Here is a 15,737-nt window from a genome sequence, read left to right as displayed (position 1 = left end):
CGTCGGTCCGGTTCAGGCCGGGGTGCGGGTCCGCAGGGTCGCCGCCAGCTCGCGGCCGAGGCGCCGGGCGGTGGCCAGATGGCGGGCGGGGGCGTCGGGGGTGGTGTCGCTGTCGTGCATCAGGGTGGTGGTGACCGACCGCAGGCCGCAGTAGCCGAAGATACCGCGCCGGATCTGGCTGTCGAAGGCCTCGGTGTGGCCGTGGCGGGCGAAGGCACCGGCATCCGCCGCCGCCAGCCCGATGACGTGAACCGGCCTGTCGCGCAGCAGCGGCGTGATGCCGCCGTCGCTCTCCTCAAAGGCCCAGCCGCCGGTGAACACCCGGTCGATCCAGCCCTTCAGCAGCGCCGGCATGCTCCACCAGTACACCGGGAAGACCAGGGCCAGCGCCTCGGCCCGGTCGATGCGGCGTTGCTCCGCCGCCACGTCGGCGGGCACTGGCGCCTTGCGGTGGAAGGCCAGCCGGTCGGCGGCGGTGAAGGCGGGCTGGAAGCCCTCGGCGGTGAGGTCGGCGATCTCGATGTCGCCTGCGTCAAGCCCGGCCTCCCGGGCGCCCTCCGCCAGGGCGGCGGCCACGGCGGCGGTGAGGGAGGCGGGATCGGGGTGGGAGGTGACCACGAGAAGGCTCATGTCGCTGTCTCCTGCCGGACGAACAGCGGCCGGCGCGCTAACCTACGAAGCGTAAGTTACGTTTGGTAGGTTAGCGCGATGACGGGCGGAGTCAAGGGGTGGTGACAGGCTCCTGCACGGCCCCCACCAGCATGTCGGTCAGGGTGCGGGTGGCTGCATCGGGCGTCAGGGCGCCGGTGGCGGCGGCATGAACCAGCGCCTCGGCGGCGCCGATGAAGGCGAGCAGCGCCGCATCCAGCCGCCCGCGATCCACCCCGGGCAGCGGCTCCAGGGCCTGCCGGCATTCCGCCAGGAAGGTGCAGTAGCAGTCCTGCAACTGCCCTTCGGTGTCGTCGCTGGCGGTGAGGGCGGCGGTGATGGCGCGGATCTCGGCGCCGCTGGAGACGCCGCAGTCGACGTAGGAGCGGGCGAGGATGGCGGCGGTGTCGCGCAGGGAGCCGCCGCCGGCCGCCAGCGCCTTGCGCATGAGGGCGTTCTGGCGCTCGTCGTACTCGCGGTACAACGCCACCAGCAGGCCGCCGCGGGTGCCGAAGTGCTCGTACGCCACCGGCTTGCTCACCCCTGCTGCCTCGGCCAGCCGGGCCAGGGTGAGGGCGTCGGCGCCGTCCTGCCGCACGATGTCGTAGGCAACATCCATAAGCTGCTGCCGCCGCTGCGCCTTGCTGAGCCGCTTGCCGGCCATGGAGGGGTGGTCCTTGTTCCTGTGGGGGCGCCGTCAGCCGGGCTGATCGTCGCGGGCGGTTTGCCAGAAGTGCCGGGTGCGCGGCCCGATGCGGCCCGGCCAGCGCTCGGCCAGGGCCAGCACCTGATCCTGCAGGCCGGCCGCCAGGGCGCTGTCGCTGAGCAGGTGCAGGCTGCGGATCATGCGGGTGACGCGCAGGGTGTTGTGGTCGCCGTCGCGGAACCAGTCCGGCGCCTGCTTGCCGGCCGGAAAGGCCACCGCGTCGCCGTCAACCGTGAAGCCGAGCCGCCGCCCCATGGCCGCCAGCGCCTGCCGCAAGCGGTCCTGCGCCACGGCGCTGCCCCGGATGGCGGCGATGTCGTCGTCGGTGAGCAGCGGGGCGAAGGCGTTGAAGGCGCTGGCCTCGGGCAGGGGAAACAGCCACTGCACGAAATCATGCACCGTCTCCAGCCGGGTGGCATCGAAGCGGCAGATGTCGTCCAGGCTGCGGCCGCGATGATCGCGCCCGTCGCCGCAATAGAAGTCGGTGATCTCGCTCATGCCGGCCGCCACACCAATAACTCCAACCATCCCCAACATGGCAGGGGGGATGCGGGCGCTCAAGGGGGTGTGGAAATTGGCTGGGGCGCCAGGATTCGAACCTGGGAATGGCGGTACCAAAAACCGCTGCCTTACCGCTTGGCGACGCCCCAGCAGCCGGTCGGGCCGGAAAGGACGGGCAAAATAGACCATCAGACGGCGGATCGCAAGACGCTCCCGCCGTCGTGGCGGGCTCCCTGTTTAGGCGATGGCCGGCTGTTCCTCCGCCGGTGGGCGGGCGAGGGCGGTGGTGGCGGTCGGCCAGGGCGAGGCGGCGGGGTGGCCGTCGGGGCGCCAGCCGTCGCAGTGGCGGCGCAGGAAGGCGGTGATGTCGGTCGCCATCAGCGGCCGGCTGATGAGATATCCCTGCATCACGTCGCACGAGCCGGCGCGCAGGAAGTCGAAATGCGCCTGCGTCTCCACCCCCTCCGCCACCACCTTGAGGCCGAGCGAGCGGGCAAGGGAGATGATGGCGGCGACGATGGAGCGGTCGTCGGCTTCCGTCGTCAGGTCGCGCACGAAGCTCTGGTCGATCTTCAGGGCGTCGAGCGGGAACCGCTTCAGGTAGCTCAGCGACGAATAGCCGGTGCCGAAATCGTCCACCGCCACCCGCAGGCCCATGGCCTTCAGGCGCTGCAGGGTGGCGCGCGACTGTTCCACGTCGCCCATCACCATGCTCTCGGTGATTTCCAGCTCCAGGTTGGCCGGCGGCAGGCCGGAGCGGGCGAGGGCGGCCGCCACGTCGTCGATCAGCGTGCGCTCGCGGAACTGGCGGGCCGACAGGTTGACGGCGATGGTCAGGTCGGCGAAGCCCTGGCGGCGCAGGTGCTCGGCGAAGGTGCAGGCTTCCTGCAGGATCCAGGCGCCCAGCGGCACGATCAGGCCGGTCTGCTCCGCCACCGGAATGAACTCCGCCGGCGAGACCATGGGCCGGCCCTGCGGCACCCAGCGCACCAGCGCCTCCAGCCCCAGCACCTGGCCGGTGGTGCCGCAGACCTTGGGCTGGTAGGCGAGGGCGAACTCGGTGCGCTTCAGGGCCCGCCGCAGGTCGGCCTCCAGGGTCAGGCGGCGGAAGACGGCGGCTTCCATGTCCTGGGTGTAGAACTGGAAGGTGTTGCCGCCGGCCTCCTTGGCGCGGGCGAGGGCGACGTCGGCGTTCTTCAGCAGCGCCTCGGCGTCGCGGCCGTCGGTGGGATGCACCGCCACCCCGACCGAGGCGGTGACGTAGACCTCGTGCCCGTCCAGCGACAGCGGCCGCGCCAGTTCCTGGAACGCCTGCCGCAGCACCGCCACCGTCTGCTGCACCTCGGTGAAGCCGCGCAGCACCAGGGCGAACTCGTCGCCGCCCAGGCGACCGACCGTGTGAACGTCCACATCGACCACCGCCGTCAGGCGCTGGCCGACCTCGCGGATGAGGGCGTCGCCGGCGGCGTGGCCGAGGCCGTCGTTGAGGGTGCGGAAGTTGTCGAGGTCGAACAGCGCCAGCGCCACTTTCTCATCCGGCTTGCGCAGCTGGATGGCCATGGCCAGCCGGTTGCGCACCATGGCGCGGTTGGGCAGGCGGGTGAGGGCGTCGTGGTAGGTGCGGAAGTGCAGTTCCTCGGCGCTCGCCTTGGCGTCGGTGACGTCGTGGAAGACGGCGACATAGCTGCGCGGGCGGCCTTCCCAGTTCTCGATCATGGTGACGGTCAGCATGATGGCGTATTCGCTGCCGTCGGGGCGGGTGTTCCACACCTCGCCCTGCCAGTGCCCGACCTTGCGGGCGGCGCGCCAGATGGCGGGGAAATCCTGGTCGGCGCGGGCATCCAGCGTCAGCCCGCCCCAGTGGCGGCCGATGGCGTCGTCGGGGCGGACGCCGGTGATGGCGGTGAAGGCCGGGTTGACCGAGACGATGCGGCCGTCGGCATCGGCGACGATCACCCCTTCGACAGCGCGTTCGAACACCTTGTTGGTGATGGCCAGCTGGTCCTCGGCGGCGGCGCGGCTTTCCATCTCCTGCCGCAGGTCGGCGTTGGTGCGGGCGAGGTCGCTGGCCTTGGCGCGCAGACGGGCGAGAATGGCCCCCAGGTAGACCACCAGCAGCACGGCGGCGGTGAACAGCAGGCCGCGGAAGGTGGCGGCCCGCTCGGCGGCGGCGGAGAAGGCGGCGCTGAACACCGCGTCCAGCCGCCGCGCCTGGGGCTCCATGGCCGGGGCGGTGGCGGCGCGCAGGTGATCGTCGAGCGCTTCCCGCGTGTCGAGGATCATCTCCAGGTGGGCGAGCACGGTGTCGACCGTCTGGGCCAGGATGGCGCTGCCGCCGGTGGTGTAGGCCTTCAGCTCGGCGGCGGCGACGACGGCGGTGCCGATGGCCAGTTCCGGCCGCGGCCCGGCCAGATCGTGGGCGGCCCGCAGCAGCCGCGCTGCCGCCCGCTCGGCATGGAGGCGGTCGGCGTCGCTCAGGCGGGCGGAGGCGAGGTCGCGCACCGCCTCGTCGATGGCCACCGGGATGTAGGACAGCGAGGCATGCAGCACCGCATTGCGGGACTTGAAGGCGTCGATGTGGCTGTCCTTGGCGGCCAGATCCTCCTCCAGCACCGCCAGCACCGCCTGGGCATCGCCGCGCCAGGGCTCCGCCAGGCCTTCGGCCAGCAGACGCAGACGCAGGGCCTGGGCCTCCAGCCCGCGCATGTGGGCGACCAGCGGGTCGACGTGCGGCAGGTAGCCGTGACGGGCCAGCACCAGGTCGCGGTTGAGGGTCGCCTCGCGCTGGGCGAAGGCCTGCACTTCGGCCGCTGCCTCGCGCGGGCGGGCGGTGTCGACCCGGCTTTCCAGGAAGAACACGGTCAGCGCCGCGACCAGGGCGGCGCCGATGCCGATGGTGGCGAGGCGGGCGCGCAGCCGGGTCATGACGCCGGCTCCCGCACCGGCGGCCGGGCGGTGCCGGGCGGCCGGCCGGTCAGGGTGCGCAGGAAGGCGGTGATGTCGGCGACGTCCCCGTCGGTGAGGCTGCGGCCGAGCTGGTAATAGCCCATCACCCGCACCGCCCCTTCCAGGGTCTGGATGGAGCCGTCGTGCAGGTAGGGGGCGGTCTGCGCCACGTTGCGCAGCGACGGCACCTTGAAGGCGTGGCGGTCTTCCTCCCGCCCGGTGACGGCGAAGCGGCCGAGGTCGGACTCCGGCACGGTGCTGCGGCGGGGGAAGAACGGCCGGAACAGGCCGACCTTCTGGATCATGGTGCCGCCGACGGCGCGGCCCTGGTGGCACGAGGCGCAGCCGTAGGACTTGAACAGCGCATAGCCGCGGCGGGCATCCTCGTCGATGGCGGTGGTGTCGCCGCCGAGCCAGCGGTCGAACGGCGAATCCGGCGTCACCAGGGTGGCGACATAGGCCGCCAGCGCCGCCTTCAGCCGATCCTCGGCCAGACCCTGCGACGCCAGCCGGCCGTAGACCGGGTCCTGCCGCAGGCGGGCGGCGATGTCGTCCCAGCGGCCGGCCATTTCCTCTTCCACCGCATGGCCGACCTGCTCGGTCAGCGACTTGGTGTGGCCGGTCCAGCCATAGCGGGCGTGCAGGGCGGTGTTGAAGATGCTGGGGGTGTTGAAGGGGCGGGTGCCGGCGCTGCCTTCGGCCAGGGCGCGGCCGTCGTCGCCGCCGTTGCCGACGTCGTGGCAGCTGGCGCAGGACAGGGTGCGGTCCCCCGACAGGCGGGGGTCGAAGAACAGGTGACGGCCGAGGTCGGCCAGCCGCGGGTCCACCGCCACGGTCACCGGCAGCGGCTCCACCGGCTCGCCGGAGGGCAGGCCGGCGGCATCGGACGGCGGCGGCACCGGCGCGGCCAGCGCCGCCGGATCGCCGGCGCGGGCGGCGACGGCGGTCAGCAGCAGCAGGCCGCCGGCCAGGGCGAGCCCGGTCAGCAGGCGAGCGCGGCGGACAAGCGGTAAGGATGTGGCCGGATCAGCCAGAACAGGCATTCAGCGAAGCCCCATTCGCCGGTGAGCTTTCGGATGATGATGCCGGTGATAGGGTTAAGGAACAAACAAAAAGGGAGGCATAACCTTCTTCTGGTCAGCCTCCCTTAATCCTGTGGTGTAACTTAAGGAGTAAGCGCCTTCTATCGCTGAGCTTTTATGACCTCGCCTTTGCGCGTGGCAGGCGAAGGTCGAGGCTTTGTCCCCGGCGGCCCTGCCTGCCGCCGGGGTGGCCGTTTTACTTGGCGTCGGCGGCGGCAGCGGCCGGCGTCCACCGCAGCACCGGCTTGCGGGCGGCCAGGGTTTCATCCAGGCGCCGGCGCGGGGTGAGGCGCGGCGCCTGCTTGAACGACTCGGCATCGCTCTTCGCCTTCTCCGCCAGATGACGGACGGCGGCGATGAACACGTCGAGGGTCTGGCGGCTTTCCGTCTCCGTCGGTTCCATCAGCAGGGCGCCGTGCACGACCAGCGGGAAGTACATGGTCATGGGGTGGAAGCCCTCGTCGATGAGCGCCTTGGCGAAGTCCAGCGTCGAGACGCCGGTGTCCTTCAGGAAGCGGTCGTCGAACAGCGCCTCGTGCATCACCGGCGCCGGGAACGACGGGGTCAGCACGTCCGACAGGCGGGCGTAGAGGTAGTTGGCGTTGAGCACGGCGTCGTCGCTGGCCTGCTTCAGGCCATCGCGGCCCATGCTCATCATGTAGCCGAGCGCCCGGACGAACACGCCGAACTGGCCGTGGTAGCCCTTCATGCGGCCGAACGGGTGCTTGCCGGCCGGGGCGCAGGCCGGATCCTTCACATGCTCCACCAGCCGGAAGGTGCCGTTCTCCTCCACCACGAAGGGCAGCGGGGCGAAGGGCGCCAGGGCGTCGGACAGCACCGTCGGGCCGGAGCCGGGGCCGCCGCCGCCATGGGGGGTGGAGAAGGTCTTGTGCAGGTTGATGTGCATGGCGTCGACGCCGAGGTCGGCGATCTTCACCCGCCCCATGATGGCGTTGTAGTTGGCGCCGTCCATGTAGACGTAGGCGCCGACGTCGTGCACCGCCTGCGAGATGGCGATGATGTCGCGCTCGAACAGGCCGCAGGTGTTGGGGTTGGTGACCATGAAGGCGGCGACGTCGGGGCCGAGGGCGGCCTTCAGGGCGTCGAGGTCGACGCGGCCGTCTTCGGTGGCCGGGATCGACTTCACCGTGTAGCCGACCAGGGCGGCGGTGGCCGGGTTGGTGCCGTGGGCGCTTTCGGGCACCAGCACCACCTTGCGGGCGTCGCCCTTGTGCTCGTGCGCCTGGCGGATGGCGAGCATGCCCGCCAGTTCGCCGTGGGCGCCGGCGGCGGGCGACAGGGCGACGGCCGGCATGCCGGTCATGGCCTTCAGCCAGCGCGCCAGCTCGTGCATCAGCTCCAGCGCGCCCTGCACCGTCTGCTGCGGCTGGAACGGGTGGATGTCGGCAAAGCCCGGCAGGCGGGCCAGCTTCTCGTTCAGGCGCGGGTTGTGCTTCATGGTGCACGACCCCAGCGGGAAGAAGCCGGTGTCGATGCCGTAGTTCTTCTGCGACAGGCGGGTGTAGTGGCGCACCACCTCGGGCTCCGACAGGCCGGGCAGGCCGACGGCGCCCTTGCGGCGCAGGCCGCCCAGGCGGTCGTCGACGTCCGGCGCCGGCGGCAGGTCGACAGCGGACTTGCCGGGGCTGTCCATCTCGAAGATGAGCGGCTCTTCCACCACCAGACCGCGGTTGCCGGTGACGGTGGGGCTGTTGGCGCCCTGCATGGCGTCCATGGCGGTCAGTCCTTCAGGCATCACAGCACCTCCGCGAGGGCGGCGACATAGGCGTCGATGTCGGCCTCGGTGTTCATTTCGGTGGCGGCGACGATCATCACCTCGGCCAATTCCTCGTACTCCGGCCAGAAGCGGCTGGCGGGCACGCCGGCGAGGATGCCGCGGGCGGCCAGCGCGTCCACCACCTCGGCGGCGGGCTTGGGCAGGCGCACGGCGAACTCGTTGAAGAAGGCGCGCGGCAGCACCTTCACGCCCTTCACCTGCGCCATCTTCTGGGCCAGCAGCACGGCCGTCTTGTGGTTCAGCTCGGCCAGGCCGGTGAAGCCCGCTTCGCCCAGCAGCGTCATGTGGATGGTGAAGGCCAGCGCGATGAGGCCCGAGTTGGTGCAGATGTTGGACGTCGCCTTCTCGCGCCGGATGTGCTGCTCGCGGGTCGACAGGGTGAGCACGAAACCGCGGCGGCCGTCCTGGTCCACCGTCTCGCCGCACAGGCGGCCGGGCATCTGGCGGACGAACTTGTCGCGGGTGGCGAACAGGCCGACGCCGGGGCCGCCGAAGCCCGTCGGGGTGGCGAGCGACTGGCCTTCCGCCACCACGATGTCGGCGCCCATGTCGCCCGGCGGCGTCACGAGGCCGAGCGACAGCGGCTCGGCCACCGCCACCACCAGCAGCGCGCCGTGTTCGTGGCAAGCGTAGGCGAGCGTGCTCAGGTCCTGCAGGTGGCCGAAGAAGTCGGGGTTCTGCACCACCACGCAGGCCGTTTCGCTATCGACACGACCGATCAGGTCTTCCAGGCACAGCGGATCAGGCGCCAGGGTCTCGCAGTAGGCATCGGTGAACTTGAGGAACGTTTCGGTGGTGGACGCAAACTGCGGATGCAGGCGGCCCGACAGGATCACCTTGTTGCGCCGGGTGATGCGCACCGCCATGGCGGCGGCCTCGGCGCAGGCGGTGGCGCCGTCGTACATGGAGGCATTGGCGACCGGCATGCCGGTCATGAGCGCCACCTGGGTCTGGAACTCGAACAGGTACTGCAGGGTGCCCTGGGCGATTTCCGGCTGGTAGGGGGTATAGGCGGTGAGGAACTCGCCGCGCTGGATGAGGTAGTCGAGGCTCGCCGGCCAATGGTGGCGATAGGCGCCGCAGCCGAGGAAGCTCGGGCCGTCGGCCTGGGTCATGTTCCGGCGGGCGAGGCGGCCGAGGGTGCTTTCGACCGCCATTTCCGACTGGTGGGTCGGCAGGTCGGCGAAATCACCGCCGCGGGCGGCTGCGGGCACGTCCTTGAACAGCGCATCGACGCTCTCGGCCCCGATGACCTGGAGCATGGCCTGCCGGTCGGCATCGGTGAGGGGAAGGTATCGCATGGGGATCGGTTCCTGCGTGTGGGGGCGCGGGAGACGGGCCTAGCCGGAAGGGGAACCACCAAGACACCAAGACACCAAGAAGTCAGGAGCCAGGACCGGCCAACGCGCCGGTCACCCGGGGCAGAGTCCGGTCGCCTCGGTTGACGAGTGCCGGCTTCTCCCTGCCCACGGTCTCCTTGGTGTCTTGGTGTCTTGGTGGTTCAAACCCGTTCCAGCCCCGGCACCGCAACCCGGCGCCGGCCTTACAGCGACGCCACGTAGTCGTCGTAGGCGGCCTGGTCCATCAGGCCTTCGGTGTCCGGCTCGCCATCAAGCTTGATGCGATAGAACCAGCCGTCGCCGAAGGGGTCGAGGTTGATGGTGCCGGGGCTGTCGGGCAGAGCCTTGTTGAAGGCCACCACCTCGCCGCCGAGGGGGCTGTAGACCTCGCTCGCCGCCTTCACCGATTCGACCACCGCAGCCTCTTCGCCCTTGACGAGGGTGCGGCCGACTTCCGGCAGTTCCACGAACACCACGTCGCCCAGCTGTTCCTGGGCGTAATGGCTGATGCCGACGGTGGCGGTGTTGTCGTCCTCGATGCGGATCCACTCGTGATCCTTGGAAAACCACATGGTCATGTGACGCTCATCCCCTGTAGTAGCGCTGTTCGACGAAGGGCAGGGCAACAACGCGCGCCGGCAGCGGCTTGCCCCGAACGAGAAGGGTTACGGCGGTGCCGGGCTCGGCAAAGGCGGTTTCGACATAGCCCATGGCGACCGGGCCGCCGACCGTCGGGCCGAAGCCGCCGGAGGTGATCTCGCCGATGCGGCGGCCGCTGTCGTCCTGGATTTCGGTGTGGGCGCGGGCCGGGGCCTTGCCCTCGGGCAGGATGCCGACGCGGGTGCGGCCGACGCCGTCTGCCAGCTGGCGCCGGATAACGTCGGCGCCGGGGAAGCCGCCTTCTTCGCGGCGGCGCTTCTGCATGGCCCACACCAGGGCGCCTTCCACCGGCGTGGTGGTGGTGTCGATGTCCGACCCGTAGAGGCAGAGGCCGGCTTCCAGGCGCAGGCTGTCGCGGGCGCCGAGGCCGACCGGCGCCACGTCCGGCTGTTCGAGGATATGGCGGGCGAGATGCTCCGCCTGGTCAGCCGGCACGGAAATCTCGAAGCCGTCCTCGCCGGTGTAGCCGGAGCGGGTAACGAAGCAGGGCACGCCCGCCACCTCCAGCTTGCCCGCCGACATGAAGGTCATGGCGGCGGAAGCCGGCGCCAGATGCTCCATCACCCTGGCGGCGCCGGGGCCCTGGAGGGCGAGCAGGGCGCGGTCCTCCAGCACCTCCACCGTCACGCCCTGCGGCTCCAGGTGGCGCTTCAGGTGGGCGAAGTCGGCCTCCTTGCAGGCGGCGTTGACCACCAGCATCAGGCAGTCGCCGGCGTTGGACACCATCAGGTCGTCCAGGATGCCGCCGGCGTCGTCGGTAAACAGGGTGTAGCGCTGGCGGCCCGGCTTCAGTTCCAGGATGTTGCTCGGCACCAGGGTTTCCAGCGCCCGCGCCACCGCCTCGACACTGCTGCCGGTCAGGCGGCACTGGCCCATGTGGCTGACGTCGAACAGGCCGGCGTGCGCCCGCGTGTGCAGGTGTTCGTTGAGGATGCCCATGGGGTACTGCACGGGCATGGAATAACCGGCGAACGGCACCATCTTCGCCCCCAGCTCGCGATGCAGCGAGTCGAGTGGCGTGGTGCGCAAGGCATCGCCGGCAGCAGGGGTGTCCGACATGCGGTCCTCCGACAGCCAAGGCATCGCACCGCCGGCCGGATGGCCCGCGGCAGGTGATGCCCCCCTCTGTCTCAGGACCTGAAAGATTCACCGGCCCGGGGCCGGCTTACTTCGTCGGTGGGGTGATCGTGGCGCCTTGATGAAGGGAACGCCGGGGCGATGACCCGCTTTCCAGAGCGTCCCCCTGAACCACGCGGTCCTTGTTGCCTGAGAGTTTCCGGGGGCGGTTGCTCCTTCGGCGCCGGTACGGACCGATCTCTCCCGCGTGGCGGATCGGGACCGCCCCAGTGTAGAGGACTGGCGCCGGCCGTCAACGCCCCTCATGCCGCCGCAGGGAGACGCCCGCCCGCCTGCCGCCGCTGCCGCCGCAAGCGGCCCTGCCGCCGCCCGTGGGAGTGGACTTGCCGAAAATCCTTCCGCATGATGCGAAAAAAGCGCAGCGGTTGGGGGAAGCCCGGAGGGTGCGTGGTCACAAGTCTTGATTTCCGCCCCGTCACGCTGGTGACCGGCTGGCTGCTGCTGGTGCTGTCGGTGGGCATGATCCTGCCGATGGTGGTCGACGCCTACCTCGACAACCCGGACTGGCAGGTGTTCGGCGTCGCCTGCGGCCTCGGCCTGTTCTTCGGCAGCGCCCTGGTGCTGACCAGCCGCGGCGGCCCCATGAGCCTCAACCTGCGCCAGGCCTTCCTGCTCACCAACGTGGTCTGGGTGGTGCTGCCGGCCTTCGCGGCGCTGCCCCTGTGGCTCTCCGGCCTGACCTACACCGATGCCTTCTTCGAGGCCATGTCGGGCATCACCACCACCGGCGCCACCGTCATGGTCGGGCTCGACACCACGCCGCCCGGCATCCTGCTGTGGCGGGCGGTGCTGCAGTGGCTGGGCGGGCTCGGCATCATCATCATGGCGCTGACCATCCTGCCCATGCTGCGGGTCGGCGGCATGCAGATGTTCCGGGTGGAGGCCTTTGAGGCGCAGGAAAAGATCCTGCCGCGCGCCACCCAGCTGGCCGGCGCGCTGGTCGGGCTCTACATCGCCCTGACCGGCGGCACGGCGCTGCTGCTGTGGTGGGCCGGCATGCCCAGCTTCGATGCGGTGGCCCACGCCCTCACCACCATCGCCACCGGCGGCTACAGCACCCGCGACGCCTCCGTCGGCGCCTTCGACAGCGCCCTCATCGACGCCATCATCACCGTCGGCATGATCGTCGGCGGCATCCCCTTCCTGCTGCTGCTGCAGGCGGTGCGCGGCAAGGGCAACCAGCTGCTGACCGACACGCAGGTTCACTGGTACCTGGGGACGCTGGCGGTGTTCGTGCTGTCGGTGGCGCTGTGGCTGTGGCTGGTGGACGATTTCCACCCCTTCCAGGCGCTGCGCTATTCCGCCTTCAACGTCACCTCGGTGATGACCGGCACCGGCTACGCCACCGCCGACTTCAACGCCTGGACCGGCTTTCCCATCGCCGCCATCTTCTGCCTGATGTTCGTCGGCGGCTGCGCCGGTTCCACCACCTGCGCCATCAAGATCTTCCGCTTCCAGATCCTGTACGAGACCGCGCGGGTGCAGATTCGCCGCCTGCTGCAGCCGCACGGGGTGTTCATCCCCTACTTCAACCACCGTCCGGTGCAGGCCGGCGTGCCCGAGGCGGTGATGGGGTTCTTCTTCCTCTACCTGCTGTCCTGCGCCTTCCTGACCATGGCGCTCGGCCTCATGGGGCTGGATCTGGTGACCTCCGTCTCCGGCGCCGTGACGGCCATCAGCAACGTCGGCCCCGGCCTCGGCTCCACCATCGGCCCGGCCGGCAACTTCGCGCCGCTGCCCGATGCCGCCAAGTGGCTGCTGGCCTTCGGCATGATGCTCGGCCGGCTGGAGCTGTACAGCGTGCTGGTGCTGCTGCTGCCGCGCTTCTGGCGGGATTGAAACGCCGCCGCCGCCACCCCTTGTCTTGAGTGTATGGCCCTTCGGAGACGCATCCATCATGGCGGCAGCCTCGGTCCTGCGCATTCCCTTCCGCCTCGCGCCGGTGACGGCGGCGGCGACCGTGCCGCTGCGCCACGCGGTGCTGCGACCCATGCAGGCGGAGGCCGACTGCATCTATGACCAGGACGCCACCGCCGGCGCCTACCACGCCGGTGCCTTCGTGGAGGACCGGCTGATCGGCGTGGCCTCGGTCTTCCCCGAAAGCGAGGACGGCCGCCTGCACGCCGGCGACTGGCGCATCCGCGGCATGGCGGTGGCGGAACGGTTCCGCGGCCACCGCATCGGCGCCGCGCTTCTGCATGCGGTGGTGGCCCATTGCGCCCTGCAGCAGGACGGCGGCCTGCTGTGGTGCAACGCCCGCATTCCGGCGGAGAGCTTCTACCGCCGGTTCGGCTTCGTGCGCGGCGGCGACCCCTTCGACCAACCACCCCTCGGCCCCTGCGTCCGCATGCACCGCCCGCTGGGACCGGGCGACAGGGTGTACCGGATGTGAGGGAGGGGCGTGGTAGCGTCTGGCGGCATGGCGGCTTGATTTCTTCTTCAGGTTGACTAGGCTTCCGGCGCGCCGGGTTGACCGGCGTCATCCGGATCCTGGTCATGCCGCCGCCCTACTTCCATTCCGGCTAGGGGTGCTTCCAGTACAGGGGCACCGACTACAGCCTCGCCCACCTTGACGAGTTTGTTCTGACGGTGACCGATTCGGCCAAGGTTGACGCCCGCATCGCCGTCACCTTCACCGACCATTGCTTCACCCGCGACCGCCGGCAGGGGGACGCGGCGGATCTCGCCTTTCCCGGCTGCTCGCGGGATGACGGCGTCTTTTGCCTGCAGCGCTACCATCATTCACTCCAGGCCCCGGCTTACATCCGCGATTTCCACAGGGCGGTTGCGTGGAACCTGAAGGGCGACGAAACCTACGCCGTCATTCCCACCGTGACGCAGGACGGGCAGGCGCAGCACTACGCCATCATCTTCTCGCTGGACCGGGTCCGGGGCGTCGAGGGGATCGACCTGCACATGCGGGTAAGGACCGCCCATCCCCGCACCGAGCGCGACCTGACCACCTACGGCAGCATTCGCTTCGCCCATCTGGTGCGGCTGCGGCGGGAGAACCAGCGACCGCGGCGGGTGTACGACAGCCGGCGCCGCAAGCCCCGGCGGCCCTGACCGATCCGGCGGCAGAAACGAAAATAGCCCCTTTCGGGGCTATTTCGATGGCGAAGCCACCTCGGGGCGAACCTCTTGCCGGCGAACCGGCTGTCCCCTCGTCCGAGCGGGACCAGCCTTGCGGCTGGTGGGGCTGGCTCTGCGCACGCCCAGGAGTCCAGCGGTCTGCCGATGCTGGCGTTCCAGCAAGCACCGGCACCTTCATTTAGCCACAGCGGTGGCCGAAGTCAATCGGGCTGCGGCCCCTCACAGAATCTCCAGCACCTGTTCCGGCGGGCGGCCGAGGCGGGCCTTGCGGTCGTCCACCACCACGATCGGGCGTTCGATCACCGCCGGGTGGGCGATCATGCCGGCGATCAGCTGGTCGTCGGTCAGCGCCGGGTCGTCCAGGCCGTGTTCCTTCGCCTCCTTGCGGCGCAGCAGGTCGCGCGGGGCCATGCGGAGCAGTGCCAGCAGCCGGCGCAGGTCGTCGGCGGTGGGCGGGGTTTCCAGGTAGGGGATGACGGTCGGCTCGATGCCCCGTTCCTGCAGCAGCGCCAGGGTCTGGCGCGACTTGGAACAGCGGGGATTGTGGTAGATGGTCACGGCCATGATACGGCTGCTCCAGTTGGTGCTGGCGTCCGGTTGGTCTACAACTGATGGCATCCGCCGCGCGAAGGCGCGCGTTGCGACGGTTGAACCAGTTCAAGGGTAACCCCTCTTGCCATGAAGCCTGCCGCCGTACAACCCCACCCGTCCGCCCGCCTGTTCACCGCCCTTGCCGTCCTGCTGCTGGCCGCCCTGCTGGCGGTGGTGGCGCCGTTGCCGGCCGCTGCCCAGCAGGGCGGCGGACAGCCGGCGGTGGAGGCCGAGACCACCGCCCAGCTGGAGGCCCTGGTCGCCACCCTGAAGGACGACGCCCGCCGCCAGCAGCTGGTCGGCCAGCTGGAGGCGATGATCGCCGCCCAGCGCCAGGTGGAGGAACGTCTGCCGCCCTCCACCCTCGGTGCCCGCCTGCTGGAGCAGGTGTCGGGCGCCCTCGGCTCGGCCAGCGCCCAGGTGGTGCGGCTGGCGACGGCGGCCGCCGACGTGCCCGGCATCGTCCGCTGGTTCAGCCGCTGGACCGGTGATCCGCAGGCGCGCGAGCGCTTCCTTGATGGCAGCCTGCGGGTGGCCGGCATCATCCTGTGCGCGCTGGCGGCGCTGTGGCTGGCCCGCAAGCTGGTGGCGCGGCCCCGCCACCGGCTGGAGGCGCGCGAGGTGCGGCCGCGGTGGGCGGAACGGGTGATGCTGACCATCGGCCTCGCCCTGGTCGAGCTGATCCCGCCCGCCGCCATGGTGGCGGTGGGCTATGCCGTCATGCCGCTGGTCAACCCCGCCCCCACCGCCCGCGTCGCCGCCATCGTGCTGATCACCGCGCTCGCGGCCCTGCAGGCGGTGATGATCATCGCCCGCCTGCTGCTGGCGCCGCACGCCCGCAGCCTGCGCTGGCTGCCGCTGTCCGACGAGACGGCGCATTACCTGTATCTGTGGGCGCGACGGCTGTCGCTGATCGGCATCGTCGGCTTCTTCGGCGCCGAGACGGCGGTGATCTTCGGCCTGCCGCCGGGGGGCTATGCCCTCATCACCCGCGTCGTCGGCTTCATCATGGCCATCCTGGCGATCATCGTGGTGATGCAGAACCGCCATCACGTGGCGTCGTGGCTGCGCGCCCGCCGGGTGGTGGTGCGCGAGACGCCGGCGACCGCCCCCGCCGCCGCCACCGCCACCGCCGCCCCGGTCTCCGAGCGTCCGGCCTCGGCCGCCGAGGTGGCTGCCACCACCCCCGACACCACCGGCGCCCTGACCGGCACCGCCCCGGCCCCCGGCGACGC

13 protein-coding genes, 1 tRNA gene, 1 pseudogene and 1 riboswitch are annotated in these 15,737 nt (G+C 70.6%); of the genes and pseudogenes, 4 read left to right on the top strand and 11 right to left on the bottom strand.

Features of this window, described 5'->3' with window-relative positions:
• Positions 1 to 12: 12 nt before the first annotated feature.
• From ABD056_RS12080 to gcvT, 10 genes are all read right to left on the bottom strand, one after another.
• Positions 13 to 630 carry an NAD(P)H-dependent oxidoreductase gene (locus ABD056_RS12080; protein WP_343866948.1) on the bottom strand — a complete coding sequence of 206 codons (618 nt, stop codon included), beginning with the start codon at positions 628 to 630 and terminating at the stop codon, positions 13 to 15.
• Between the two features lie 91 nt (positions 631 to 721).
• On the bottom strand, positions 722 to 1,312 hold the full coding sequence (locus tag ABD056_RS12075; RefSeq protein ID WP_343866947.1) for a TetR/AcrR family transcriptional regulator: 591 nt from the start codon (positions 1,310 to 1,312) through the stop codon (positions 722 to 724).
• A gap of 33 nt (positions 1,313 to 1,345) precedes the next feature.
• The gene (locus ABD056_RS12070; protein WP_343866946.1) at positions 1,346 to 1,852 is read right to left on the bottom strand and encodes an opioid growth factor receptor-related protein; all 507 of its coding nucleotides are present in this window, start codon (positions 1,850 to 1,852) and stop codon (positions 1,346 to 1,348) included.
• Positions 1,853 to 1,929: 77 nt separating this feature from the next.
• Positions 1,930 to 2,004 (bottom strand) — tRNA-Gln (locus tag ABD056_RS12065).
• Between the two features lie 88 nt (positions 2,005 to 2,092).
• On the bottom strand, positions 2,093 to 4,780 hold the full coding sequence (locus ABD056_RS12060; protein WP_343866945.1) for an EAL domain-containing protein: 2,688 nt from the start codon (positions 4,778 to 4,780) through the stop codon (positions 2,093 to 2,095).
• Complete coding sequence (locus tag ABD056_RS12055) at positions 4,777 to 5,844, bottom strand: cytochrome-c peroxidase (protein ID WP_343866944.1); 1,068 nt, start codon at positions 5,842 to 5,844, stop codon at positions 4,777 to 4,779. The genes ABD056_RS12060 and ABD056_RS12055 overlap by 4 nt, the downstream gene beginning before the upstream one ends.
• A gap of 235 nt (positions 5,845 to 6,079) precedes the next feature.
• Positions 6,080 to 7,639 (bottom strand): aminomethyl-transferring glycine dehydrogenase subunit GcvPB, encoded by a 1,560-nt coding sequence (gene gcvPB / locus ABD056_RS12050; RefSeq protein ID WP_343866943.1) that lies wholly within the window; start codon positions 7,637 to 7,639, stop codon positions 6,080 to 6,082.
• Positions 7,639 to 8,982: an aminomethyl-transferring glycine dehydrogenase subunit GcvPA gene (gene gcvPA, locus ABD056_RS12045; protein WP_343866942.1), complete on the bottom strand. Its 1,344-nt coding sequence runs from the start codon at positions 8,980 to 8,982 to the stop codon at positions 7,639 to 7,641. The genes gcvPB and gcvPA overlap by 1 nt, the downstream gene beginning before the upstream one ends.
• Before the next feature lie 242 nt (positions 8,983 to 9,224).
• On the bottom strand, positions 9,225 to 9,599 hold the full coding sequence (gcvH, locus tag ABD056_RS12040; protein WP_343866941.1) for a glycine cleavage system protein GcvH: 375 nt from the start codon (positions 9,597 to 9,599) through the stop codon (positions 9,225 to 9,227).
• Positions 9,600 to 9,606: 7 nt separating this feature from the next.
• Positions 9,607 to 10,740: a glycine cleavage system aminomethyltransferase GcvT gene (gene gcvT, locus ABD056_RS12035; protein ID WP_343866940.1), complete on the bottom strand. Its 1,134-nt coding sequence runs from the start codon at positions 10,738 to 10,740 to the stop codon at positions 9,607 to 9,609.
• A gap of 184 nt (positions 10,741 to 10,924) precedes the next feature.
• A riboswitch (glycine riboswitch) is annotated at positions 10,925 to 11,014 on the bottom strand.
• Between the two features lie 191 nt (positions 11,015 to 11,205).
• Here gcvT and ABD056_RS12030 point away from each other — a divergent pair.
• From ABD056_RS12030 to ABD056_RS12020, 3 genes are all read left to right on the top strand, one after another.
• Positions 11,206 to 12,657, top strand: coding sequence for a TrkH family potassium uptake protein (locus tag ABD056_RS12030; protein ID WP_343866938.1), 1,452 nt, complete (start codon positions 11,206 to 11,208; stop codon positions 12,655 to 12,657).
• A gap of 58 nt (positions 12,658 to 12,715) precedes the next feature.
• Positions 12,716 to 13,210: a GNAT family N-acetyltransferase gene (locus ABD056_RS12025; protein WP_343866936.1), complete on the top strand. Its 495-nt coding sequence runs from the start codon at positions 12,716 to 12,718 to the stop codon at positions 13,208 to 13,210.
• A gap of 197 nt (positions 13,211 to 13,407) precedes the next feature.
• Positions 13,408 to 13,884, top strand: coding sequence for a hypothetical protein (locus ABD056_RS12020; protein WP_343866935.1), 477 nt, complete (start codon positions 13,408 to 13,410; stop codon positions 13,882 to 13,884).
• Between the two features lie 246 nt (positions 13,885 to 14,130).
• On the opposite strand, the gene arsC is transcribed toward ABD056_RS12020, so the two are convergent.
• Positions 14,131 to 14,475, bottom strand: coding sequence for an arsenate reductase (glutaredoxin) (gene arsC / locus ABD056_RS12015; RefSeq protein ID WP_343866934.1), 345 nt, complete (start codon positions 14,473 to 14,475; stop codon positions 14,131 to 14,133).
• 114 nt (positions 14,476 to 14,589) lie between these two features.
• Here arsC and ABD056_RS12010 point away from each other — a divergent pair.
• A pseudogene (locus ABD056_RS12010) lies at positions 14,590 to 15,737 on the top strand (hypothetical protein); the annotation flags it as partial.

This window comes from Caenispirillum bisanense (assembly GCF_039523075.1).
Lineage (GTDB): Bacteria > Pseudomonadota > Alphaproteobacteria > Rhodospirillales > Rhodospirillaceae > Caenispirillum > Caenispirillum bisanense.
Note: the sequence above shows the minus strand (reverse complement) of the source record. Positions and strands in the feature narration are given on the sequence as shown.